17 protein-coding genes are annotated in these 23,777 nt (G+C 62.7%); 4 read left to right on the forward strand and 13 right to left on the reverse strand.

Features of this window, described 5'->3' with window-relative positions:
* Positions 1–148: 148 nt before the first annotated feature.
* The 5 genes from IRI77_RS37140 to asnB all read right to left on the reverse strand — a co-directional run bounded on the left by IRI77_RS37140 (position 149) and on the right by asnB (position 8,283).
* Entirely contained in the window at positions 149–2,941 is a 2,793-nt protein-coding gene (locus IRI77_RS37140) for a serine/threonine-protein kinase (protein WP_194449962.1), read from the reverse strand.
* Positions 2,938–3,489, reverse strand: a complete 552-nt coding sequence (locus IRI77_RS37145) for a sigma-70 family RNA polymerase sigma factor (RefSeq protein ID WP_194449963.1) — start codon at positions 3,487–3,489, stop codon at positions 2,938–2,940. Before IRI77_RS37145 ends, IRI77_RS37140 begins: the two co-directional genes overlap by 4 nt.
* Positions 3,490–3,560: 71 nt before the next feature.
* Positions 3,561–4,655, reverse strand: a complete 1,095-nt coding sequence (locus tag IRI77_RS37150; RefSeq protein ID WP_194449964.1) for a glycosyltransferase family 4 protein — start codon at positions 4,653–4,655, stop codon at positions 3,561–3,563.
* Positions 4,652–6,430: an ArnT family glycosyltransferase gene (locus IRI77_RS37155; protein WP_228486518.1), complete on the reverse strand. Its 1,779-nt coding sequence runs from the start codon at positions 6,428–6,430 to the stop codon at positions 4,652–4,654. The genes IRI77_RS37150 and IRI77_RS37155 overlap by 4 nt, the downstream gene beginning before the upstream one ends.
* Entirely contained in the window at positions 6,406–8,283 is a 1,878-nt protein-coding gene (gene asnB / locus IRI77_RS37160; RefSeq protein WP_194449965.1) for an asparagine synthase (glutamine-hydrolyzing), read from the reverse strand. Before asnB ends, IRI77_RS37155 begins: the two co-directional genes overlap by 25 nt.
* A 50-nt stretch (positions 8,284–8,333) precedes the next feature.
* Here asnB and IRI77_RS37165 point away from each other — a divergent pair, with 50 nt between their 5' ends.
* Positions 8,334–8,981, forward strand: a complete 648-nt coding sequence (locus IRI77_RS37165; RefSeq protein ID WP_194449966.1) for a ribonuclease T2 family protein — start codon at positions 8,334–8,336, stop codon at positions 8,979–8,981.
* Here IRI77_RS37165 and IRI77_RS37170 read toward each other — a convergent pair.
* The 3 genes from IRI77_RS37170 to IRI77_RS37180 form a co-directional block, all read right to left on the reverse strand.
* A complete protein-coding gene (locus IRI77_RS37170) occupies positions 8,978–10,975 on the reverse strand; it encodes a glucosidase family protein (protein ID WP_194449967.1) in 1,998 nt (665 codons plus the stop codon). The two genes, IRI77_RS37165 and IRI77_RS37170, sit on opposite strands and share 4 nt — an antisense overlap.
* A gap of 200 nt (positions 10,976–11,175) precedes the next feature.
* Complete coding sequence (serB, locus tag IRI77_RS37175; RefSeq protein ID WP_194449968.1) at positions 11,176–12,402, reverse strand: phosphoserine phosphatase SerB; 1,227 nt, start codon at positions 12,400–12,402, stop codon at positions 11,176–11,178.
* Positions 12,403–12,435: 33 nt separating this feature from the next.
* A complete protein-coding gene (locus IRI77_RS37180) occupies positions 12,436–13,233 on the reverse strand; it encodes a DUF4097 family beta strand repeat-containing protein (RefSeq protein ID WP_194449969.1) in 798 nt (265 codons plus the stop codon).
* A 136-nt stretch (positions 13,234–13,369) separates the two neighbouring features.
* Between IRI77_RS37180 and IRI77_RS37185 the strand changes: the two genes are divergently transcribed.
* Positions 13,370–14,347, forward strand: coding sequence for a hypothetical protein (locus tag IRI77_RS37185; protein WP_194449970.1), 978 nt, complete (start codon positions 13,370–13,372; stop codon positions 14,345–14,347).
* Here IRI77_RS37185 and IRI77_RS37190 read toward each other — a convergent pair whose 3' ends face one another.
* Positions 14,348–15,457, reverse strand: a complete 1,110-nt coding sequence (locus tag IRI77_RS37190; RefSeq protein WP_194449971.1) for an acyltransferase family protein — start codon at positions 15,455–15,457, stop codon at positions 14,348–14,350. It lies immediately after the preceding gene.
* Between the two features lie 182 nt (positions 15,458–15,639).
* Here IRI77_RS37190 and IRI77_RS37195 point away from each other — a divergent pair, with 182 nt between their 5' ends.
* The gene (locus IRI77_RS37195; protein ID WP_194449972.1) at positions 15,640–16,665 is read left to right on the forward strand and encodes a GGDEF domain-containing protein; all 1,026 of its coding nucleotides are present in this window, start codon (positions 15,640–15,642) and stop codon (positions 16,663–16,665) included.
* A 3-nt stretch (positions 16,666–16,668) separates the two neighbouring features.
* On the opposite strand, the gene IRI77_RS37200 is transcribed toward IRI77_RS37195, so the two are convergent.
* From IRI77_RS37200 to IRI77_RS37210, 3 genes are read right to left on the reverse strand one after another with little or no spacing between them, the layout of a single operon-like run.
* A complete protein-coding gene (locus IRI77_RS37200; RefSeq protein ID WP_194449973.1) occupies positions 16,669–19,884 on the reverse strand; it encodes a TonB-dependent receptor in 3,216 nt (1,071 codons plus the stop codon).
* Positions 19,884–20,696 carry a PIG-L family deacetylase gene (locus IRI77_RS37205; RefSeq protein ID WP_194449974.1) on the reverse strand — a complete coding sequence of 271 codons (813 nt, stop codon included), beginning with the start codon at positions 20,694–20,696 and terminating at the stop codon, positions 19,884–19,886. The genes IRI77_RS37200 and IRI77_RS37205 overlap by 1 nt, the downstream gene beginning before the upstream one ends.
* A 10-nt stretch (positions 20,697–20,706) precedes the next feature.
* The gene (locus IRI77_RS37210) at positions 20,707–21,324 is read right to left on the reverse strand and encodes an ANTAR domain-containing protein (protein WP_194449975.1); all 618 of its coding nucleotides are present in this window, start codon (positions 21,322–21,324) and stop codon (positions 20,707–20,709) included.
* Positions 21,325–21,744: 420 nt separating this feature from the next.
* On the opposite strand from IRI77_RS37210, the gene rhaT reads away from it, so the two are divergent.
* Positions 21,745–22,776 (forward strand): L-rhamnose/proton symporter RhaT, encoded by a 1,032-nt coding sequence (gene rhaT, locus IRI77_RS37215; protein ID WP_194449976.1) that lies wholly within the window; start codon positions 21,745–21,747, stop codon positions 22,774–22,776.
* A 181-nt stretch (positions 22,777–22,957) separates the two neighbouring features.
* On the opposite strand, the gene IRI77_RS37220 is transcribed toward rhaT, so the two are convergent.
* On the reverse strand, positions 22,958–23,632 hold the full coding sequence (locus tag IRI77_RS37220) for a hypothetical protein (protein WP_194449977.1): 675 nt from the start codon (positions 23,630–23,632) through the stop codon (positions 22,958–22,960).
* Positions 23,633–23,777: the final 145 nt, after the last annotated feature.

Raw genomic sequence — 23,777 nt, forward strand, 5'->3', positions numbered from 1 at the left:
GGCTGGAGCCGCTCCTCCGAGCAGGTGTGTATAGCGTTGCCGCGAGTGAGGGCAGACCCTGTTGTAATCGGCTCTCAATTGGTAAGGCGTGAACTGAGGGCCAAACCTACCACGGTCCTGAGAGATATTTCCGGCTATCGTTCGATTGTTACCGGAGCGACGCCAATTCCTGCTCGAGTTGGACCGCGGCCTGCCGGTTGCGGTCGACGAACGCGTTCCTGGGGTGGCGGCTGCTCCAGTGGTCCCAAACCGCCCGGCACTGGCTGGCGGCTTCCTGGGCCGAGGCCCGCAGCGCGGTACGGCGAGCGGGCGGCGCGCCAGGGTCTTTCGCCAGTTGCTGCTGGCAGCGGGCCAGCAGCAGGTAGGCATCGGCGTGCATCCAGACCAGGCTGAGGTCATTGGCGTAGCGCGTGCCGAAGGCGGCGGCGGGCTGCACCTGTGATCGTGTCAGTTGGCAGGCCGCCTCGAACTGTTTGGCGGAGTACAGCACGTGGGCGCGCCGCAACGCATCTTCCACGGTGTTCTCTTCGAAGTCCTCGCGCGATTTGGATTCCGCCTCGGTCGCAACGCGTTTGGCGGTGACCTGGTCCTGCATCTCCAATGCTTCCTTATACTGCCCCAGCCGTTCTAAGGCGAGAACCATCGACATGCCGATTTGCAGGTCAAAGGACTGGCGCGACAGCTTGTCGGCCAACTCGGCGTTGGCGGCCAGCGCCTGGCGCAGCCGGGCCAGGGAGCGGACCGGATCGATGGGCCCCAGGGTGTCGCCGGTCGAGAGCAGGTAAGCGATCTCGGACCGCAGGGCGAACTCGTCCTTAGGGTCGTAGGCGCGCATTGCGCGGGCAAACTGGCCAGCCTGTTCGTAGTAGACCATGGCCTCTTCCGGACGGCCCAGGTTCGGTACGCGCGGATTGCCGAGGAACCGGCCGCACTCGACATAGTTGAGGATCAGGTTGCGTTGGATGGAGGCGCGGTTGGGGTACTTCTGCAGCATCTCGCGACCCAGCGCGACGGCGCGCCGGAAGCCGGCCATGGCGCCTTCCAGGTCGCCGCGCATGGCTTCGGCCTTGGAGACGCGCTGCTGGCAGCGCAGCACTGCCTCTTCCGCCCGGGCATTCAGCTCGCCGGTCTGGTTCAAGGCCGCCAACCGTTCAGCGCTCTCCAGGCTAGCGCGGAACTCAGTGCGGGCCGCCTCCCAGTCGAGTTGCTGGGTGTAGGCGTCGCCCAGGACACGATGGCTCTCCAGCATCAGCTCGTCGTCCGGGCGGCCGGCCAGCTTCGCGAGTTCGCCGGAGAGCTGCACCGCGGTGCGCAGCAGCGAGATAGCTTCCGGCAGATTGTCCGACCGCCGGCCGGAGCCGTTTTTGACATGCGCCCACGCCAGGGTGCGCAGCGACTCAGCGTCCCGGCGCTCCCGCACCAGGGTGCGGGCAATCTCCAGTGCGCGGCCATAGCTCACCATGGCCGCCTCGCGCTGGCCCAGGTTGGAGGCGGAAGGATCGCCCTGCACGTCCCCCACTTTCAAATATGCAGACGCGAGTTCCAGTTGCAGCGACCGGTCGCCGCCCGATTCGGCGGCCAGGCTGCTGAGGTAGGTCAGCGCCTTGTCGACCACCAGTTGCCGCGCCTCGGTCGAACCCGGCAAATTCGCGATCCTGTCGTGAAACTCGAACAGGAATGAGTTGGCGAGGCTGCGGACCTGCTCGAACCGGCGCTCGGCGCGGCGCGCCTGATGCAGGCTGACGGCTATGCCACCTGCGAGGCTCGCGATGACGGTCATACCGGCGGCCACGCCCCACACATTGCGCCGGACAAACTTCGAGAGGCGGTAGGCCGGCGTGTCGGGGCGGGCCCGCACAGGCAGTCCGGCCAGGTGGCGGCCGATGTCGGACGAGAACTGCTCCACTGAGGCGAAGCGGCGCGACGGCTCCTTCTGCATCGCCTTGAGGATGATGTTGTCCAGGTCGCCCCGCAGTGCCTTGCGATGGGCCGGCACGGCGGCCGTGCTGGGTTTCGGGATCTCGCGCTGGCACACGACCCGGGCGACGGACAGCGGGTCGGTGGTCGTGATGCTCTGCGCCTTGGCACCGGTCATCAGTTCGAACAGTACCGCACCCAGCGAGTACACATCGGTGGCCGCCGAGACGGGTTCGCCGCGCACCTGCTCAGGGCTCGCATACTCGGGCGTCATCATGCGCATGCCGGTAGCGGTCTGGGCCGCGGCCTCGGGATGCCACTCGGGGTCTTCCAGCTTGGCGATGCCGAAGTCGAGCAGCTTCACCCGGCCGTCTGCTGTCACCAGGATGTTGGAAGGCTTCAAATCACGATGCACGACCAGATGCTGATGGGCATATTGGACGGCTTCGCACACCTGTTGGAAGAGCTCCAGCCGCTGGGGCACGGTCAGTCTGTGATTCTCGCAGTAGGTGGTGAGCGATTCACCCTCGACGAACTCCAGCACGATGTAGGGCAGGCCGCCGGATTCTCCGCCGTCGATCATGCGGGCGATATTGGGATGCTCGAGATTGCTGAGAATCTGGCGTTCGTAGCGGATGCGGGCCAGCGCGAACTCGCTCTCCAGGCCGTGGCGCAGCACCTTAATCGCCACCTGTTTCCTGTACTGGTCATCGGCGCGGATAGCGCGGAAGACTGAACCCATGCCGCCTCGACCCAGCACACCCGTAATCAGCCACGGGCCGATGCGGCGCCCGTCCGCGGGTTCATTGCCTGCCTCGGCCACGGTCCGCAACGCTTCCGAGTCGACCACCTGGCGCAGATCGCGCCCGTCATCGGCATCGGCGGCGAGCATGCGCTCGATTTCGACGCGCAACTCCTGATCTTCGGCGCATTCGTGTGCCAGGAAGGCGGGACGCTGTTCCGGTTCGAGTGCCAGCGCGGCTTCGAATAACGACTCCAATCGCTGCCAGCGATCGGGCGTCATTGCATGAGTCTCGCCTTCAGCCAGGCCTGCGCCATGCGGAGGTCCCGCGCCACGGTGTTGACATGGATCCCCAGGACCGAGGCGATCTCTTCGCGGGTCATGCCGCCGAAGAAATACAACTCCACGACCCGGGCCTTGCGCGGGTCCACAGTGGCCATTTCCGATAATGCGTCATCCAGGGCGAGAAGGTCGCCCGACCGCTCGGGTTGGAAGATGGTCGCATCCTCCAGGGCTACCGGTTGAACGCCGCCACCCCGCTTGTCCGCGCGGTGGCGCCGCGCATGGTCCACCAGCACCTGGCGCATATGCTGGGCGGCCACGGCGGTGAAATGGGCGCGGCTCTCGTAGTCCGGAACGGACTCCTTCACGAGCTTCATGTAGGCCTCGTGCACCAGCGCGGTGGGCTGCAGCGTGTGCCCGGGCCGTTCGCGCCGCATGTACGCGCCGGCCAGGCGGCGGAGTTCCTGATAGACCAGCGGAGCCAGTTCCTCGGCCGCTTCCTCGCGTCCGTCCTTCCACTCCCGCAGCAAGCGCGTCACATCCGGCATTTCCAGAAGAGTTTAGCTGAAAAGGAGGGATTCCGTATGAAGGGGTGAGTTTTGCTGGATTGATTCCGGTCTCAACCGGTAATTACGTCCTGGAAGAAGTCCAGGCTGCGGGCCGCAATGCGCGACCAGCGGTAGCGTTCCAAGGCGCGCTGACGGCCGGCCTGACCGCGCCGCACGCGTTCTTCCGGGTTCTCCAGTAAAGCGGTGATGGCGTCGCGGATCTCGGACGGGCTCCTCGGGTCCACCAGGCGGGCCGCTTCACCCGTGACTTCCGGCATCGAGCTGACATTCGACGTCACACAGGGGACACCGGCCGCCATGGCCTGTGCGAGCGGCAAACCGAAGCCTTCGTAGAGGGACGGGTACGCCAGCAGTGAGGCGCCGCGGGTCAGTTTCGGCAGGTCGTCCTCAGCGACATAGCCCAGCCAGCGGATGCCCTCCGGTACTGATTGCAGCCGCGCCACGGTCTTCTCTGATGCCCAGCCGGCAGGCCCGACGATCAGGAGATCGTAGGCGTGGCGCAGATCCTCGCGCATCAAGGCCCAGGCGTCCAGCAGGCCGTCGATGTTCTTGCGCGGCTCGATGGTGCCCACCGTGAGGACATAAGGCTTGGAGCGGACTGGCGGGCCGGAGACGTCGAAGTAACTTTCGCTGATGCCATTCGGGATGGCGACGATTTTGTCGGGGTGGATGCCCAGGATCTCGATGGCATCCTTGCGCGTATGTTCACTGACGGCGATGAGGCCGTCGGCGCGGCACAGGACGCGCTCGGCGTAGCGCTTGTCGGCGGTCACGTTTGCGGCGGTGTGCAGTTCCGGCATCTTCCAGCAGGTGAGGTCGTGGATGGTGGCCGTGAGCTTCATGCGGCGCGGCGGGGTCCGCACCTGGTTGGAGCAGTGGAACACATCCATCCCGTGCGCCGCCAGGGCAGGGAAAGGCAGCCCGAGGCGCTGGTTCAGCACGGCCATGGAAATGCCTCGGATGGTGGCCCACTGCGAGGTGACGCTCTGCTGGTGATCGAGGCCACCGATCTCGGGCATGGGCGGATAGACGCGGATCGACTTTCCGCCGGCGAGTTCCCGCATGGCGAGAATCCAGTGGTACAGCACGCTCTTCACGCCCGCGCTGCGCAGCAGCAGGGCCGTGGCGTCGATCATCACCTTCATGGTTGCTGGTTCACGAACAGGTACTTGCCTCCGCTTTCCAGAACGAGATGGAGGTCTTGTTTGCCGAGCAGCGATTCAATCGCAGGCAGCTTGGGCCCTTCCAGGATCAGGTAGGCGCGCTGCGGAGCGTGCCAGTAGGCACGTAGCTGCGCGTCATCGACAAAGACGTTCGGTGCGCCGGGCGCATAAGAGCCGTACTCCAGGTTATTGTACCGGCCGTTGAGCAGCAGAGCTTGTTTTAAGTTGGCGTAAAAGAAGACCGAGCTGAAATTGTAATACTGATCACCGAAAATAACGAGCCCCGGCTGCGACGCCGTCAGGCGCGCCGCAATCGGCTGGGAGCTGAGGTAAGGGTCGAAGGTCTTCATCGCCACTCGCGCGGCGTTGAGGAACAGGACCATCATCAGAGCCAGCCCGTAGTGCGTCATCCGCTCCCGGTAGCGCAGCGTGACAACGGTTCCGCAAAGGAAGGCGAGACCGGCCATGACCAGGGGCAGCTTGAGGTAAGCGAACGACTTCAAGGTGAGGTCGCCCATGTGCCCCAGCGAGAGCGTATACATGTCGGGATTCTGCGTCAACGCCTGCGAGATATCACCCGGCGTGGGCAGATTCCAGACATTGACCAGGATGAAGCCGATAGCCGCAAACGCCAGGCCCGAAACCACGGCCAGCACCTTGGTGGCATGACGCGCGTAGTTGTTGCGCTCCGCCATGGCGCAGCCGATGAGCAGCGCAAAGGCCGGGTAGGTCGGCATCGAGTAGTATTCCTGCGTCGTCGAGAACGTGAAGAAGATCAGGATGAAGCCGATCCAGCACAGGCACAGCAGCCGCAGCCGCTCCGCCCGGCCCGCGCCGCGGTAGTTGAACTTCACGAGCCTCGGCAGGTAGATGGACCACGGGAAGAACCACAACAGATGGAACAGCCAGAACAGGTAGCGCGGCACGGTATTGTAGTCGCGCGGCCAGCGGCGGTTCAGGAAGCGCAGAATGTGTTCGTTGAAGAAGTAGAACCAGAAGAAGCCACGGTAATTGCCCGGACCCGAGGTCATGGAGAAGTCGAAGTAGGGAGGATTGGCCAGCGTGGCCAGGATGTGCCAGGGAGCGGCCACCAGCAGGATCAGCAGCGTGCCGGAGAAGGGCCGCAGCCGCTGCCACGTCTTCCATTGAAAGAAGAGACCCGAGAACAGCAGGTAGCAGAGACCCGCAGCCACCGGGAAGACCAGCGCGATCAGTCCCTTCAGGAGCAGGCCGACCCCCATGGCCACGGCCATGATGGCCGCCCACAGGCGCGGGTGCTGCTCGTTTTCGTCGAGAGCCCGCAGCAAGCCCCACAGGGCCAGGGCGATGGTTCCAGTGAGGATGATGTCGGGAATGAGGATCCGCGTGAAGAGGAATAGCCCGATGCAGGTGGAAAAGGCCAGGGCCGCGTAGAAGCCCGCCAGTTCCGAAAACGCCCAGCGGCCCATGTAGAAGATCAGCGCGGCCAGGGCCAGGATCGAGAGCACGACGGGAATGCGCGCCGCCCAATCGTGTACGCCGAAGATCGCGTAGGAGCACGCCATCATCCAGTACTTGAGCGGCGACTTCTCCAGATAGAGAACGCCATCGAGCCGCGCCGAGACCCAGTCGCCCGAGTCCAGCATGTTGCGCGCGATCTGCGCCTGCACGGCATCCACATCGTCCATCAGATGCGGCGGAGCGAGCAGGGTCGGGATATAGATGGCCGCCGCCACCAGCAGGACAAACGCGACTAGGTAGCGGTTTCGACTTTCCATCTTTTCATCCATAGGAACAGCGTCAACAGGCCCCACAACTGATAGCCGAGGTTAGCGCGCCGGCCCACGTGGTCGCGCTTCACCTTTTCGATCACTTCACTCCGGAACAATCCGGTTTCGTCGACGTTCGCCTTCGAGAGCGTCTCTTCCATCAGCGGACGCAGGACGCCGCGGAACCAGCGGTGTGCCGGAATGTCGAAGCCTTCCTTCTTACGCGTCAGTACGGCCGGCGGCAGCTTGTCGCGCATCAACTCGCGCAGCACGTGCTTCAGTGAGCTGCCCTGGATCTTGAGCGACTCCGGCAGTTGCCCCGCGAAATCGACGATGCGGTGGTCCAGGAACGGCGGCCGTACTTCGAGGGAGTGCGCCATCGACATGCGGTCGCACTTATACAGAATGTCGTCGGAGAGGTAGTAGCGCTGATCCAGCCACAGGAACCTGTTCAGCTCGCCGCTGGAGAATGCTTCGGTCGGCAGCGTGTTGATCAGTTCGCCCGGATTCGGATAGCGCCGCGCCTGGTAGAGCGCCCGCTTGGTCTCCTCGTTGAAACTGCCGTTCCAGAAGAGGTGGGCCTCGGCCGGCTTCAACAATGAGCCTTCCAGGAACCGCTTGGCTTTGTACTCGAAACCGATCTTCTCGTCGGACACTGGCAGCATGCGCGCTACACCCAGGCCCAGACGCCGCATCCAGCGGGGATACTTCTGCGCCTGCGCCGCGTAGCCGTCGGCGACATAGGTCAGATAGCCTCCGAAAAGCTCGTCCGCGCCTTCGCCGCTGAGTGCCACGGTGACATGTTTGCGCGTCATTTCGGACAGGAACCACACCGGCAGCGCGCCCGCGTCGGCGGAAGGCTCATCGGAGTAGTAGCTGATCTTGCCGATCGCATCGACCAGTTCCTTCTCCGGATTCAGGTCGAACTCGTTGTGGTTCGTCCCATACTGGGCGGCCACCTGGCGGAAGTACTCGCTCTCGTCATGTCCCTGGCCTTTGAACGAGACCGAGAACGTGTTGAGCTTCGGAACTTCCTGCGCCGCGTAGTGCAGTACCGCCGACGAGTCCAGTCCGCCGCTCGCCCATACCCCTAGGGGCACGTCGGAGATCAGGTGCTCGCGGATGGAAAGCCGCAGCAGGCGGTCGAGCTCCTGCTTCCCGTCCTCCAGCGTGATGGTGGAGTCCGGCTTGAACTGAATCGACCAGTAGGGAGCGCGCTGGATGTAGCCGTTCTGCCACTCCAGGAACTCGCCCGGCAGCAATTTCTCGAGTCCTTCGATCAGCGTGTACGGAGCGGGCACGTAATTCAGCGACAGGTAGTAGCTGAGCCCGTTCAAGTCCAGCTTGCGCGGGATCTCCGGATGTTCGAGGATCGTCTTCAGCTCGGAGCCGAAGTACAAGTCCCGCCCGCGATGGAACATGTACAGCGGCTTGATGCCCATGCGGTCCCGCGCCAGCACCAGCCGCCGCTTCGACTCGCTCCAGATCGCGATGGCGAACATGCCCCGTAGCTTCTTGAAGCTCTGGGTATCCCACTGGACGAACGCCTTCAACACCACTTCGGTATCGCAGTGTGTTTCAAAGGAGTGGCCCAGTTCTTCCAGCTCCCGGCGCACGTCGGCGTGGTTGTAGACCTCGCCGTTGTAAACAATGACGAGATCGCCGTTCTGCGCGTAGATCGGCTGGTTGCCCTGCGACGACAGGTCGATGATGGAAAGCCGGGCGTTGCCCAGCGCGATCAGGTCGGACTCATGCGTCCCCTGGTGATCCGGGCCCCGGTGATGAATGGTCTGCACGATCCTGTCGATTCGGCCGCGTTCGACGGGATGATCCAGCTTGGTAAAACCTGCGATTCCACACACAAACTCCCAGGATAGCGAATACGGCTCGATCAGAGGTATTCTTGCGACATATGAAACACCTGCTGTGTCTGGGTTTGTTGGCCGTATCGGTGCTGTCTGGGGCCGAACGCGACAAGAAAATCGGAGAACCTGGCCAGTTTGATTACTATCTGATGACCATGTCCTGGTCGCCGGCCTACTGCGCGGGAAAGACGACCAGGCCCAACGATCCGCAATGCGGGACGGGCCGCAGTTTTTCTTTTGTTCTCCATGGGTTGTGGCCGCAATACACCCAGCCGAAGAACGGCAGCGGCTGGCCTCAGTTCTGCACCACCGACAAGGGATTGTCCGATCCCAAGACCATGCTCGACATCATGCCGTCCCTGTCACTCATTAACCACGAGTGGACCCGCCACGGCACGTGCAGCGGCATGAATGCGGACAACTACTTCAAAACCGCGCGCAAGGCCCTGCAGAGCATCAAGGTGCCCGCCAGGTTCCAGGCGCCGAAGGAGTACTTCACCATCAGCCCCGTCGAAGTGAAGAAGGAGTTTCTGCAGGCGAATCCGGGCCTGACCGCCGGCATGATCGCGATTTCGTGCAGCGCGAACTTCCTCAGCGAAGTCCGGGTCTGCCTGGACAAGAATCTGAAGCCGATCCCGTGCACCGGCCAGCGGGAGTGCAAGGCGAGCAGTGTGCGGGTGCCGCCCGTCCGCTAATTGACCGCCAGTTGAATCTCCGTCGTGGCGCCGTCGCGAAGCATCCGCTCGATGGGCGCCTGCGACGGGGTGGTTGCCACAACCTTCAGTTGGGCCCCTTCCCGCGTCACGGCCAGATCAAACGATCGGCCGAACGCCTGCACGCCCTTTAGCTTCATCCCGGGCCAGTCTTTGGGGAGCCTTGGAGTCACGCTGAACGAGTGCAGCCCAGTGGGCCGGATCCCGAACAGGCCCTCCGTGAAGATCCGGCAATACAGGGCGCTCTCCGCCGCGAGGTGCCGCTGGTTGCCCTCCGGCCAGGCTTCCACCGGGTAGGGCACGTGATTGCCCAGCAGGCGCAGTCGGGAGTAGTAAGACAGGAACTCCATCGCCTTCTCCGTGGCGCCTGCCGCCAGGACACCGCGCAGGGCGTAGAGGGTCGACCGGTCCCAGAACGTCTTGTCGCCCGCCTGCGTCGCCAATCCGTTCACGGTCCATAAGGTCGGCGAGAACAACGCGTCGATCGTGCCCGGCGCGCGATCCATGATCCCCATTGCCAAGGGGATGCAGATCCAGGACCGTAGCACCGTGTTGCTGTCGTAGTAGCGGTAGGTGTGAAAGCCCGAGACTTCCGCCCCGAAGTAGCCTTCTATCGCGGCCCGCACGGCCTTGGCGCGATCGGCATACTCTACCAGCTTGCCCGCGGGTTGCCCTAACTGCCGGCCCAGCATCGAGGCCGACAACAGCGCATCGTAATACAGCGAGGATGTGGACAGATTCGCCTTGCCTGCCGGGAAGCGGCCCTCCAACTCATCGCTGTCCGAGGCCACCACGCCAGCCGGCGTGACCTTTCGCTTGCAATACTCCAGGCACCATTCGATCAGCGGCCAAAGTTCCCGGGCCGTCTTCTCGTCGCCATTAGCCAGAGCGAAGCGGGCTGCTCCGTAGGCGATCATCGCCATATCGCCGCGATCGCCCGCGCCGTTCCAGAACGACAGCCCGCCTGCGATGATCGAACTCGGGATCGGCTTGTACTCCGGATTCATGTAGCGGGCGAAGTGCCGGTAGGCGTTCAAGGCGGATTCGTTGCCCGCCGCATCGCCCAGGAACGGGAAGAAGGGGTTGGCGTACTCCGCCTGGTCGTTGGCCCAGATTGCGGCGTAATACGCTCCGCCGCCCGGACCGTGCATCAGCCCGCCTACCGTGTCGTAGATGCTCTCTGTCGTCCGGATCTTCGCGAACGCAAAGGCCGTGTTCAGCACCGGATCCGGGGTCTCCAACTGGAGTTTGGAGAGGAACCCGGCCACCAGGGCCTGGCGGTCGCGTTCCTCGGCCGGTACGTCGAATTGAGGTTCTGGTTCCGCCGCGCGCCCGGCGGTAAAGACCACGCTGAAAGTCGTGCTGCCTCCGGGCTGCAGGGTACGCATGCCCGCGTCCAGCGTTTGGGCCGAGATCAGGAACGCTCCGTCCACCCCGCGTCCCGCCGCTGTCGTCACCACCTGGCGAGTCTCTTCCAACTCCACCGTCAAAGGCTTGGTCGACTTGTTCGCAAAGGTGTAGGTGTTGAACGCCGCGGGGCGGCGGGTGGAGGGGAAGATCCTGCGGGTCACCGTCACGTCCTGCTGCCGCCCGATCGCGCTTTCCATCGTCAGCATGCCCAGGTGGTGCATCCGTGTCGTCACTTCGCCTCGCACCGGCCGCCCATTCACGAAATAGCGAGGCGCTGCTTCCGCGGCGAAGGTATAGGAAAGGCTGGCGTGCGTGTCGTTCGGGACAGTCCGCAGGGAAGGGAACACCAACTGGTGTCCGGCGTAGGGCGTCCCATCGTTCCGGACGCCATAGGTGACGATCACCGACACCTGCCGCCCGCTCATCTCGATCTGGTCCTGATGCGCCTCGCCAGGTTTGACGTTCCAGGCGATACCGCCATCCGGAGCCAGGCTCCAGCGCGGCGCGGTCTGTCCGGATACAAGGGATCCCAGCAGGAACGAACTCAGGGCAAGGTGGCGGAACATCGGCGAACTCCCCTGCCAGGGTATCGTAACCGCCCGTCGTGGATGGAGTTTGTTAGCGTCCGGCCCAGCGCCGGCCTTTGCGCCCGTTGACGATCATCAATCCTATGACAACCGCGCCCAGCAACATGAGGAGGAGGAGTGGCAGGCCCATTCGCAGTTAGAATAGGCCAGCCATGTGACAGTTTGATGAATCCTCACCGTTACACTTCGCGGTCGCGCACACCCACCAGATAGAGGATGCCGTCCAGCCCCAGGCTGTTCAGGGCCTGCTTCGCATTGGCCCGCACCACCGGCTTCGCCCGGAAGGCAATCCCCAATCCGGCCAGCCGCAACATGGGCAGGTCGTTGGCTCCATCGCCCACTGCGATCACCTGCTCGAGGCTCAGGCCTTCCTGTGTGGCCAACTCCTGCAGAAGCTGCGCTTTGCGCGCCCCATCGACCACGGCGTCCACCACCTCGCCGGTGACGACCCCGTCCCGGATGGCCAGTGTGTTGGCATGCAGGTAATCGATGCCGAGCTTCTGCTGCAGCACGCGGCCGAAGAAGGTGAAGCCGCCGGAAAGGATCGCGGTCTTGTAGCCCAGCGTCTTCAGCGTTGATACCAGCCGTTCTGCTCCGTCGGTCAGGGGAATCCGATCGATTACGTTCTGCAGCGCCGACTCCGGCAAACCCTTCAATAGAGCCACCCGGCGCCGGAAGCTCGCCTGGAAGTCCAGTTCGCCGCGCATGGCCGATTCCGTGATCGCCTGCACCTGCTCGCCCACCCCGGCCTCGCGCGCCAGTTCGTCGATCACTTCGCCCTGGATCAGGGTCGAATCCATGTCGAACGCCACCAGCCTGCGGTTCCGCCGGAACACCGAGTCGTGCTGGAACGCGATGTCGATTTCCGCATCGTCCGTCAGCGCCGCCAGTTTCGTGCGGACTTCGTCTTCGCGCACGGCCGCTCCGCCGCTGGTGCTGAACTCCACGCAGAACCGGCCCGGCTCTTCCGGAGCCGTCAGCGGCGACCGCGAGGAAAGCCGGTCAATCCGGTCAATATTCAGACCGCCCTCGGCCAGGATGCCGCTCACTTTGGAGATATGGCTGGCCTCAATGGTTGGACCCAGCACGGTGACGATGAACCGCTGTTTGCTCGCTGCCGCCACCCAGGTGTCGTACTCATCCGCCGACGAAGCAGAGAATCTGATCTGGACGCCCAACTGGTGGGCCGTGAGGAGCAATTCGGTCAGCAGGGCCGAGGAACGCATCTCCTGCGTGAGTTCCACCAGGATGCCCAGCGCCAGGCCGTCGTGAATCACTGCCTGGCCGATGTCCAGGATGCGGACGTTGTACCAGGCCAGGATTTCGGTCAGGGCATGGGTCAGACCCGGCTTGTCGTGGCCGGTAATGTGGATCAACAGGGCGCCGGACGCGCCGGAATTGCTCATACTTCTAGCTTACAGGTGAGGCCCGGCGCCGGCCTACATGCGGGCCAGCCGGATAGGGCCATCCCCCGTGCGGATCCGAAGCGTCGGTCCGCCGCCGTTCAATTTCCCGTGCACGTCCTTGCCGCTGTCCAGCTTGGAGGTGCTGATGGGAAACTCGAGTTCCACCTTGCCATCGCCAGTATGGGCATCCAGATCGGCGGCGAACTTCTCGGGCAGGCGCACCACTACGTGTCCGTCGCCGGTATTCACCTCCCAGCCGCTGGCCATCTTCGAGCCGGGCATGACGTCGGCTTCGATCCGCCCATCTCCTGTACGTAGCATGAGCACATCAAAGCGTCCTCGGGTGCGGATGCTGCCGTCGCCGGTCTCGGCGTCCAGCTTTCCATCCAAGCCTGTCGCTTCGATGCTCCCATCGCCCGTCCGCAGCCGGATCGACCCTTGCAGATCTTCCGCCAGGACCGAGCCGTCGCCGGTGCGGATGCTCGCCACCAGGTTCCGGGGCACCCGCAGTTCCACGCGGAGCGACCGGTTGTTATTGCCCATCCAGTTATTGAATCGGGGTGTCCGCACGTCCAGTTCGATCCGCGAGCCTTCCTGCCGCGGCGTGACCTGCACTCCGCCCGGGCCGATCTTCCAGCCGGTCGTGATGATGCGCGCCTCAATCTGGTTGGTATCCGCGCCGCGGACAATCACCCGGCCGTCGTCCACTTCCACCCTGAGGTCGGCCTGCCCCTTGACGGGCCACTGCTTCGTCCATTCTTCGCCCATCGCCGGCGTTGCGACCATCGCCGCCACCGCCGCTACCGTCATCCAAAGCACGGGCACACGCATTGTCAGCCTCCCCAATTGTTCATGGTACTGCTGTGAGTACGATTGGGACCGCTCCGATGTTCCAATCAACCGGATAGACGTTACAATCGCTCATACCCTGGTGGCACGCCCCACAACTCTCGCCCGCTGGATTGCCTTGGCCGCGCTTTTAAGCACGCTCGCCCAGGGCCAGTCTGCCCGTGTGCGGATTGGCGCCATTGAGTTCTTCGGCGCCTCGGGGCGCGACATCGCGGCTCTCCGCGCGGCGCTTCCGTTGCGCGAGGGCACTGAGGTCGACGCGCGGGAAATGAATGACCTGGTCGCCAGGATGCGTGCCACAACTAAGGCTGCCGATGTCGCGGTTGTCTGCTGCGAGCGGCAGTCGGCGGAGGAGTCCTGGACCATCTTCATCGGCTGGCCGGATGGACCGGGCGAGGGGTTCCGCTACGCCCAGGGCCCGCGCGCCAAACTGCGGTTGCCCGCCGAGGGCCTGAACCTGGCCCAGGTGTCCTGGGCGGTCTGGCAGGAGGCCCAGTCGGCTGGTCTTTCCGAGAACGGGAAGCCCTCCTCCGACCTCGATAACAAACTCCGCGCCACCGAACTGGCGATCCGCCAATACACGATGCGCCATGTGGAGGAGCTGCGCCGCATTCTCCGGACTTCGAGCGACGCCCAGCACCGCGCCATCGCCGCTCATTTCCTCAGTTATGGGCGACGGTCGCGCGCCGTCGTGAGCACCCTCGCCGGGGCTTGTCACGATCAGGATGAAGGCGTACGGGACAATGCCGCCCGCTCGCTGATGGTGCTGATGCGGACGGATATGCGTGTTTCTGCCTGGGTTCCGGCGGCGGATTTCGTGGCGATGCTGCACTCCGGGCACTGGTCCGACCGCCAGAGAGCCGCGGTCCTCCTGCTGCACCTCAGCGCGGAGAACAATCCGAAGCTCCTCAGCGAGATCCGAGGCCGTGCCTGGCCTGTACTGTTGGAGATGGCCCGCTGGCGCGGCGCCGACCAGGCGGGGCCGGCGAGGCAGCTTCTCGGCCGCGCTGGCGGACTCGACGAGCCTCGGCTGCAGGCCCTGCTGCGCGGCGGTAATGTCGATGCGCTGCTTGAAGCCGTCGCTACGATCCACTAACTAAGCGCGCAGGTACCAGCCCTTGCGATGCAGCCCGTAGGCGACTGCGAACATGGAAAGAGTGAAGGCCACGGCGTACAGCAGCGAGGCGTTGTAGGGCGAGGCGATCGGCGTGAACACGCTGGAGAAGATTGCGGATTTCAGTGAGCCCGAAGCGGTGTGAATCGAACCCAGCGATTCCGCCACCAGTTCCGACACCATATAGATGCTGATCGCGTTCATGCCCAGGATCACGAAAGGCCGCGTCCAGCGCTTGTAGCCCTGCGCATCCACCAGCCACACGAATGACGCAAACACCACGAAGTCCATGCCCGCCATGAACAGGGCAAAGGAACTCGTCCATAGCTTCTTGTTGATGGGCAGCCAGGGATCGATCATCAGGCCTAACGCGATCAGCACGAGTCCGGTCAGGAAGAGCCAGTTGGTGCGTTCCGCCAGTTCCTTGCGCAATCTGAGGATGTGGCCGGCCATGACTCCGAACAAAGCCGTCGCAATGGAGGGCAGGGTACTGACGATCCCCTCCGGATCCCAGGTCCTCGTCGAAGCGTAGTTGTGCCGGCCCAGCACAATGCTGTCGATGTAATGGGCGAAGTTGCCTTCCACGTCCAGCCGCCCGGCGCCGAACCCGGGTACGGGCGCATAGGCCATCAGCAGCCAATACGAACCCAACAGTCCGACGATCCAGGCGATTTGCCCCCGGATTCCGCATGTAAGGTAGATTACAGTTACGATCAGGTAGCAAAGGGCAATTCTCTGTAGTACGCCCAGTACTCGCTGCGTCGAAAGATCGAAGTGCGGGAACGCATAGACCAGCAGCCCGAGTCCGTAGAGGATGATGGTGCGCTGCACCGCCTGACGCAGCAACTGCATTTTGGCCGCGCCGTTAGCCAGCCGCTTCGCCATGGCTAGCGTCATGGCGACACCGACTATCCAGAGGAAGGAAGGGAAGACCATGTCCGTCAAGGTCCAGCCATGCCATTCCGCGTGGTTGAGCGGCCCGTAGGTGTGCGCGCCGTCGCCGGAATTGTTGACCAGAACCATGAGGGCCATCGTTGCGCCGCGAAAGGCATCCAGTGAGGTGAGGCGGTCTGAAGTGCTTGTTGTGGGCATGTGGCGAAGTGATCTATAGAATAGCTTGCCTCACCGCGGTTGCACTCTGGTTCTCTCAACCTCTCTTCTGATTCCGTACTTAATAATCCGAAATTAAAATCTTAAGTCGCGATAGAAGATTCTGTTAAGTCTGTGACACATTCTGCCGATGGTGCACGGGAAAGCAGTTTGACGGGTATTACATGATCTCCTTGCGAAAGCACATCCTGGAAGCCGACGACCGGCATCGACTCTGTTCTGACCTGGAGTCGAGCTACGTTGCGGCGGTAAGCACCATTGGCGAGTCCCTCGTGCCAGTCTCCGAGACACTCACTGCCCATCACCGCCAGCAGTTGCGGCAGTTGGCGTCTGAGCTGAAGGAGGGCATCACGATCGACTCTCTCCAGTCGGCCCGTACGAGGCTGGAGCAGGAACTGGCAACGTACGCTGAGAAGTCATGCCGTTTGCTGGGCCACCAGGAGAAAGAAGTCAAAAAGATCCTCCTGTGCCTGTCCCAGGTAGCCTCCGTTGTCGCGGCCCAGGGCCAATCCAATAGCAGCCGGTTGGGCGAGTTCACCAAGAATCTTGAGACCATCTCCCAGATGTCCGATCTGCCCGAGATCCGGAAGCGGTTGGCGCGCGAGATCGTGGAACTCCGCCAGGTGGCGGTTCAGGTCAGCAAGGGGTCAGAGGAAGCAGTGGAGAAGTTGCGGGAAGAGCTTCGCACGTTCCGCAGCAAGCTCGACGAAACCGAACAACTGGCCAACACGGATCCACTCACCAAGGTCGCCAACCGGCGGGCCGGGGAACAGCGCATTCAGGACCTGATCACGAGCAATCGCCAGTTCTCGTTGTTGATCTTCGACATGGATCGCTTCAAGGGGGTCAACGATCGGTGGGGGCACCAGGCCGGCGACCATGTCCTGCTTGAGTTCTCGCAGCGGCTCTCCTCCGCGGTGCGAGGGCAGGATACGATCTGCCGCTGGGGCGGCGACGAGTTTCTGGCCATTCTGCCGGACTGCGGCCTTGTGAAGGCCAACGAACGGGCGACCCAGATCCGTTCACAGTTCAACAAAGAGTACACCTTCAAGGCCGACGGATCCTGGATCAAGGTCATGATTCTCGCGTCCGTCGGCGTGGCTGAATGGAAGCGCGGTGAAACCGCCGACTCCATCTTTCGCCGCGCCGACGAACAGCTTTACCTGGCCAAGGCCCGCCGCATCGCCTGAGCGCTAGAAGCTCAGGCGCAATCCCAATTGAATGGTCCGGGCCGGACGGGAACTTTGAATCGTCCCGAAGTCGGCTGCCCCGAAGGTGTGCCCCGGCACATCGAAATTCACCGTATTCAGCAGGTTGTAGAACTCACCGCGCAGGTCCGTCCGGAACCGCTCAGTCAGTTTGAACTGCCGCGAAACCGTGGCGTCCACCGTTTTCTGGAAGGGACCCCGCAGGCCCGAGCGGGGGCTGTTCCCAAAGGTGAACTGACGCGGCGACTGGAACGCCGCCGTATTGAACCACCGCGAGAGAGTGCGCGTGCCGCTGGAGGGATCGGCAACCAGGTCGGGGCGAACGGCACCGGCCGGGAAGGCGTTGGTCGTGTTCGAGGCGGTGACCACCGTGTAGGGGGCACCTGACTGCAAAGTGATGAACGTACCCAACTGCCAGCCGCCCAGCGCCTTGTTCCAGAGGCCGTGCAGCACGGGCACTTCGTAGAGCGCGCTGACCACCGTGCGGTGCGTCACATCGGAACCGCTCAAGCCCTTGTCCAACCGGCGGTTGTAGGCGTCCATGTAGCTCTGCGGGTCACCGTACTCGTTGCCGGAGGCCACATCGTCGATGAACTTCGAGAACGTGTAATGGGCCAGGAACGATACGCCCCGCGCGAAGCGCTTCTCCGTCCGGATGAATCCGGCATGATAGGTCGAGTTTCCAATGGCGGGGTTGATCCAGTACACGTTGCTGAACTGCGGGAAGGGCCGGCGGGCCTGCGCGTCACCGGCGCCCATCAGTTCGGGCCGTACCTGGTTGAGTGTCAGGTCGTTGGCTGTCAGGTGGTGGGAGACATTGGCCAGATAGCCGGTCTCCAGCACCGTGCCCCCAGCCAGTTCTCGCTGCACGTTGAAGTTGTACTGGTAGCTGATCGGCGTGGGCCGGTCGAGTTCGAAGAACCCGACCGAAGTGTTCGGCTTCTGGCCCAACGCCACGGCGCCAAAGCTGGAGTTCAGCGGCTGGCGCGGCAGCAGCGGGACGCCGTTGCGCAGTTGGATGGCGCTTTGCAGGTCGGCTTGGGGCACGACCAGGGAGATCGCATCTGAGAAGCCCGTGGAGGCCGTGTCTCCAATGGTGTTGCTCACCGTGGGTCCGTAGAAGACGCCGCCGCCGCCGCGCACCACGAAGCCATGTGCGGCCTTCCAGGCGAAGCCCAGCCGGGGCCCGAAGTTGTTCAGGTCTGTCTTGAAGGCACGGCGCGGAATGCCGTTGACGCCGGAAAACGTGACTACGCCCGGGGTACCCGAGACGGGGTTGATGGCCGCGACGTCGAACGAATTCTGGGCGTTGTTGTCCACATAGCGCGGCAGTTCGGATTCCCAGCGCAATCCGTAGTTGATGGTCAAGTTAGAGGTCACGCGCCAGTCGTCCTGCACATACCACGACCAGTAGGAGGCTTTCGACAGGATGGGATCGGAGGCCTGGATGTTCACCGAGTTCACTTCGCCCAACAGGAAGGAAGCCAGCGAGTTGCCTGTGTTGGCGACACCCGGCAGGCCGGTAATGAGAGGGGTGATGCCGAAGCTGCCCGACGAGGTGCGGTCGCGCGTCTCGTTGTTCGAACCCATGCGGTATTCGGCTCCGAACTTGAAGGCGTGCTTGCCGCGCAGCCAGGACAACGACTCCAGGAACTGCGTATCCCGGATCGGGGTCTGGTGCCGCGACATCGAGTTCGAAGAGAGGGATGCGTAGCCGGGCAGATTGAAGTTGGGGAAAGCCGCCGCGCTGACGCCGGTCAGGCCGACCTTGGAGGCCAGGTTGTCAAAGGCGCCAAAGCGGTCGTCGATGAACTTGCGCTGCAAATAGGAGACTTTCAGTTCGTTCACAAGGTCCGGACGGAAAATGTGCGTGTGGCCGACGAGGATGCTCTGGATACGGGCGTCGTTCCAGTTGGCGTCGGGCGCCGCCACGGGATTGGTGAATGAACCGGTGTTGGCGATGTAGGAGTCGTTGATGTAATAGCGGGCCGAGAGCTGGTCGGAGGATCGCAACTGGTGATCCAGGCGGCCGACGACAATGTTTCTGGTCAGTGAGGAGTTGGCGTTGGCGGCGTAATTGTTGGCGCCGTTGGCCGAACCGGCGCGGTTGGGCAGCGGGTAGTAGCCGAGAACATTGCGAGCCACCGCATCGAAACGACTGTCGGGGATCGTGTTGTTCACGAAGGGCTGGCGGACGCGACCAACCGTTGTGGCGGGGTCGTAGATCGCCGGCAAGCCCGAAAAGTCGCCGGCTCGCTGGGCAAGGGTGGGGACCGTCTGCAGGGCGATGGTCGACGACACCTGGCGCGTCTGTTCCCAGGTTAGGAAGAAGTGGGTCTTGTCCTTCTGGATGGGTCCGCCCAGGGAGGCGCCGTACTGGTTGAGCCGCAGCGGCGGGCGCTGCGCTGCGAAGAAGTTCCTGGCATCCAGCACGTTATTGCGAAGAAACTCAAAGACGCTGCCGTGGTACTCATTGGTGCCGGAACGCGTGGAAAGCGTGATCACACCGCCCGTGGAATGGCCGTTTTCCGCCGAGTAGTTGTTGGAGATCACGCGGAACTCCTGCATGGCGTCCATTGGCAGGGAGGTCATCTGCTGCGGCCGCGTCAAGCCGACCGCGTTCGTCACGTTTCCACCGTCCAGGGTGAAGTTCTGGTTGCGGGCGCGGCCGCCGGCGATCGCGAAGACGGGATAGTTTTCCGCGCCCTGGCCGGAATCGATCATGACGACGCCCGGAGCCAGCGCCACCAGGGAGGTAGCTGCGCGGTTTGGCATCGGCAGACCGGCCACCATGCGCCGGTTCACCAATTGGCCGGTGCTTGAGCTTTGTGTCTCGGTCAGCGGCAGGTCTTCCTGGACAGTGACGGTATTGGAGGTCTGGCCGAGCTGCAGCGCGAAATCCACCGCCAGCACCTGACTGACATTCAATGGGATTGGGGTGCGCACGAAGCGGTCGAAGCCGGCGAGTTCCGCTTCGAGTTTGTAGGTGCCGGGCGGTAGTGAGCCCAGGCGGTAAGTGCCTGATTCATTCGTCACGCTGGAAGAACGTGCGCCGGTGTCGTTGTTGGTGAGGGAGATGACGACGTTGGGCAGGGCGGAGCCACTGGCATCAGTGGCGGTGCCCGTCAATACGCTGGTTCCAGTTTGCGCATACGTAGCGCAGAGGAAGACTCCAACAAGGAGCGGCAATCTAAGGTTCACTAGTGGTCTCCGGTGGTAAGGCGTTGAAATACTTGCTGTGCGGCAGGACGGCTTTCGTTGTTCAGGAGATGAAAGACTTCGCTGTCAAAGCGATTGCAGTCGCGCTGCAGCAGCCCTTGCGACTTGTGCTCGGCGATAACCCAGTTGACGACGATGGAGTAATCCAGCTCGCGGTTCTGGGGTAGGGGAGCGTGGCGGTTCAGAACGAAATCTGCGCGGGGATCGGGGCCATTAGGGGCAGTAACGGCCCCGAGAACCGCTGGCCGCGTGGCGTCAGGAAGCGCCGCGACGGCATCCAACACCAGCGCTGCAGCTGCCTGGTGATGACCGTGAGTGGAGGCTTCGGGATACAGCGTCAAAACGGCTTGGTAGTGCTCCTCCTCCAGGAGCGCCACCAGGCGATGGCGGATCAGCGCCGTATCCCAAAGTCGATCGAGCGCTTCTTTGGAATCGAGCGTGAAGCGCTCGTCCCGCTGCTGGAGGAAGTAGTGCTTGCGGACGCCCAGGATCCGGCCGGCGCTGCGGGTTTCCTTCTGGCGGATCTCCGGCAACCGTGAGCGGCCCGTGGCTTCGTCCGTCAGAGAGGCGCCATAGAGCGATTCGGCCAGTTTCGAGTAACGATAGCCGCCCTCTCCGTTGGTGATGACGACATGGTCGACGATGGCGCCGAGTTCGTGAGTGAGGCGGTAGACCGTAGCGGCCACCACGGACTCGTCGTCTGGGTGGGCGAAGACCAGCAGCACCTTCAGCGGTCCAGCGGCTTGCAGTGCCGCCACGCCGGCCAGGCTGATCACGAACTCCTTGCGCGTCAATTGCATGGGCTTAGGCGCTCAGGCGCACCGCGCGGGTATGCAGCAGGACCAGTTGTTCCGCCAGGACTGAGGCGGGTTTGCCGCTGGAGCGGCTTTGCGATTCCAGCCAATCCCGCGCCTGCGCTGAGGTGAGACCGTGACGGCTGGAGAGGATCCCTTCCGCGCGGGAGAGGATCTTGCGGTCGTCGAGCCGGGCCCTGAGCTGTTCCAGTTCCTGCCGCAGGCTGCTGCGACGGGAGCGCAGGCGTGCCCGGCCCAGCAGGGAGCCGAGTTGCTCGCCCAGGAAGACGGCGAGACGCTGAGCAGCCTCGGGCGACAGCGGTGGATCGACGAAGCCGACAACGATGCGCCCGATTTCCTGTCCTTTGTCCTTCAGCGCAGCGGTATATAGAAGTTTGGCCTGATTGGGGGCAGACAGGAACTGCTGCACCTCCTGCCGTGCAAGCGGCGAACTGGTTTCCAGATCCACCAGCAGCAGCTTCAGGCCGGCTTCCCGCTGGAGCAGCGACTGCGTCTTCTCGACGGCCCAGGTGAAGGCCGGAGCGTTGTGCGCTATGTGGCTGATTTCATGAAGGATGGATTCTTCCAAATTGGAAACAGTGCGAGTAGGGGCAAGTAGTTCGGACATGATTAGATTCCTCAAACGACCGCGGTGAAGGGGATTTGAATTGCGTTGAGGCAGGGTCAACAACAACAGCTGCCGGTTGTGGGGAGAACCGGTGGTTGCAGACGGCGATGGGAGTGATGGGTCATCGGCGTTTCTAAATTCAAAATACCTTTAGTGGACAGGAAATGTCAACTATAAAATATGAATGTCGATAGGCTATGTGTAGATTGAGCGCGGCGACGATGGTTGGCGCGGTTGCGACTCCCTGACACGCCTGGCCGGAAGGCCTTTTGCAGCTGAGTCTCGCGGTGGGCTCCAGATGGGTGTGCGCAATGCAGTAATGTAGTTGCTTGGCTTGTCACGATCCTGGTGCGATCTGCCGAGATCGGGTTTCCTGTGCGAGGCCTTGGGCGGTATGGTCCACGTCGAAAAGGAGTCCGAGTGAATTCGATTGTTAGCGCCATTGGCTGGCACATGGTGGGCGCCGCGTCGGCCGCCTCTTTTTACGCTCCGATTGGCAAAGTGAAGAAGTGGTCGTGGGAGACCACCTGGGCGGTTGCCGGTATCTTCTCCTGGGTTCTGCTGCCCATTGTGGTGAGCTTCTGCCTGCTGCCCGACTTCCGGGCGTTCTACGCCGCGCTGGATTCGAGCGTCGTCCTGAAGGCATTCCTGTTTGGTTGCATGTGGGGCGTCGGCAATGTGAACTACGGCCTGACGATGCGCTACCTGGGCATGTCGCTCGGGATCGGGATTGCGATCGGCACTACTCTTGTGGTCGGTACACTGCTGCCGCCCTTCCTGCACGGGCAGTTCCTCTTCCTGTTCACTTCGAACAATGGGCTGGTGACGCTGGCAGGCATCCTGGTCGCGCTGGTGGGCGTGGGGGTTGTGACGTACGCGGGCCATCAAAAGGAGCAGCAACTGGGGCTCACCGCCGCGGAGTTCGACCTGAAAAAGGGCCTCATGCTGGCGCTGATGTGCGGATTCTTCTCTTCCGGGATGTCGTTCGCCATCGACGCGTCGAAGCCGATGGAGCAGGCAGCGCTGCAGTTGGGTGTGGATCCGCTGTATGCCGCGCTGCCCAGCTACGTCATCATCATGGGCGGCGGCGCGCTGGTCAACTTCGCCTACTGCATCGGGCGGTTGGTGATGAAGAGCGAGCTGTCCTTCCGGGCCGACTGTTCGCAGCCGATGGCTGTGAACCTGAGAAACGGCCTGCTGGCGGCGACCGGCGGGACCATGTGGTACCTGCAGTTCTTCTTCTACGCCTGGGGCGCGGCCAACATCCCGCAGAACCTGTCGTATGTGAACTGGATGCTGCACATGAGCGGGTATGTGCTGTTCGGCGGGTTGGTCGGCCTGGCGCTGGGCGAATGGGCCCACGTGAAGCGGCGCCCGATCGTGATCCTGTGGATCGGGATGTTGATCATCATCCTGGCGGCGAACCTGGTGGGATTGGGGATGGCGATCTAGGCCGGGTCGACGTCGCGCCGCCTAGTTGCGGACGCCGTCTGGAGCCACCAGCGCAGTTCAGAGCATTGCAAGAGAAGGCGGGACGGCGTCCATCCGCGGGCTTCAATAACGATTTCCACGGCCATCCCGCCGACTCCGTTAGCTGCTGCGATATGTCCCAAACGCAAGTGCGTGCTTGTAGCTACTCGCCGACAATGCGAAGATCAAGCGTATTTGGCGAGTTCGGGCAGGAATTCTCGTGATAGATCCAAATCGCTTTGCCGTTGTCTGCCGCCAGCATGTTCAATACCTTCGAGATGGTCATATTTCTGATCTCAACAGGTCTGGGAGGTGTCTTGGGTTTGTCCGTTGCCCAGATGGAGCGGGGAAGTCTATAGTTCAGCTTTGTATCTTCAAGATATTTGCGAGCTTCTGCGGATTGTATCAGGTGATCCAGTGAAAGCCAGAGGTTTGTGGTGTCCGTAAAAGAGAGGCGAGCTATGGGGACGTCGAGGAATCTCGGCCGGTCGGCTTGAAGCGCAACGTTGATCACCCCGTCGGCAACCGTCCAATGGGCGCCGCCGCCGGTGATGGTGGCGATATGCGTCAGAGCATCGCCGAGCGTCATTTCTCCCGTCGCTCGGAACGCAACACTAGCTTCTGGCTTGCACGAACGGGCCGAGATGATTCCTCCTGGAACTCCGGCGGCGAGTAGCGTATGGAACACTGCCTGGGTGAAGGGGCGTGTCCCCTCGACGGTATGTCCCAGTCGCCGCTCCTGAGGCTCAGAAGATGGCGTGGTGACCGGTTGTGCCAGGAGTGACAGAGCAAAGAATGGCAGGGCCGCCAACTTGACGGAGGTTTTGGAGTTAAGCATTGGTGAAATTCTCCTGCTCATTGTTACGGAGTCGTGATCGTGCCAGCTACATTAGGGTCCCCGGAATAATATCCGCGCTGAATGTTGATGATTGTTGTAAGGTTGTAGGACTTACCTTGAATCACTATTAGGGAGAATGCGATTA

The organism is Paludibaculum fermentans (assembly GCF_015277775.1).
Classification (GTDB): Bacteria; Acidobacteriota; Terriglobia; order Bryobacterales; family Bryobacteraceae; genus Paludibaculum; species Paludibaculum fermentans.

Coding starts and splice junctions, on each gene's coding strand:
- IRI77_RS37140 (WP_194449962.1), bottom strand. CDS start 2,941: ATGACGCCCGATCGCTGGCAGCGATTGGAGTCGTTATTCGAAGCCGCG.
- IRI77_RS37145 (WP_194449963.1), bottom strand. CDS start 3,489: ATGCCGGATGTGACGCGCTTGCTGCGGGAGTGGAAGGACGGACGCGAG.
- IRI77_RS37150 (WP_194449964.1), bottom strand. CDS start 4,655: ATGAAGGTGATGATCGACGCCACGGCCCTGCTGCTGCGCAGCGCGGGC.
- IRI77_RS37155 (WP_228486518.1), bottom strand. CDS start 6,430: ATGGAAAGTCGAAACCGCTACCTAGTCGCGTTTGTCCTGCTGGTGGCG.
- IRI77_RS37165 (WP_194449966.1), top strand. CDS start 8,334: ATGAAACACCTGCTGTGTCTGGGTTTGTTGGCCGTATCGGTGCTGTCT.
- IRI77_RS37170 (WP_194449967.1), bottom strand. CDS start 10,975: ATGTTCCGCCACCTTGCCCTGAGTTCGTTCCTGCTGGGATCCCTTGTA.
- serB (WP_194449968.1), bottom strand. CDS start 12,402: ATGAGCAATTCCGGCGCGTCCGGCGCCCTGTTGATCCACATTACCGGC.
- IRI77_RS37180 (WP_194449969.1), bottom strand. CDS start 13,233: ATGCGTGTGCCCGTGCTTTGGATGACGGTAGCGGCGGTGGCGGCGATG.
- IRI77_RS37190 (WP_194449971.1), bottom strand. CDS start 15,457: ATGCCCACAACAAGCACTTCAGACCGCCTCACCTCACTGGATGCCTTT.
- IRI77_RS37195 (WP_194449972.1), top strand. CDS start 15,640: ATGATCTCCTTGCGAAAGCACATCCTGGAAGCCGACGACCGGCATCGA.
- IRI77_RS37210 (WP_194449975.1), bottom strand. CDS start 21,324: ATGTCCGAACTACTTGCCCCTACTCGCACTGTTTCCAATTTGGAAGAA.
- IRI77_RS37220 (WP_194449977.1), bottom strand. CDS start 23,632: ATGCTTAACTCCAAAACCTCCGTCAAGTTGGCGGCCCTGCCATTCTTT.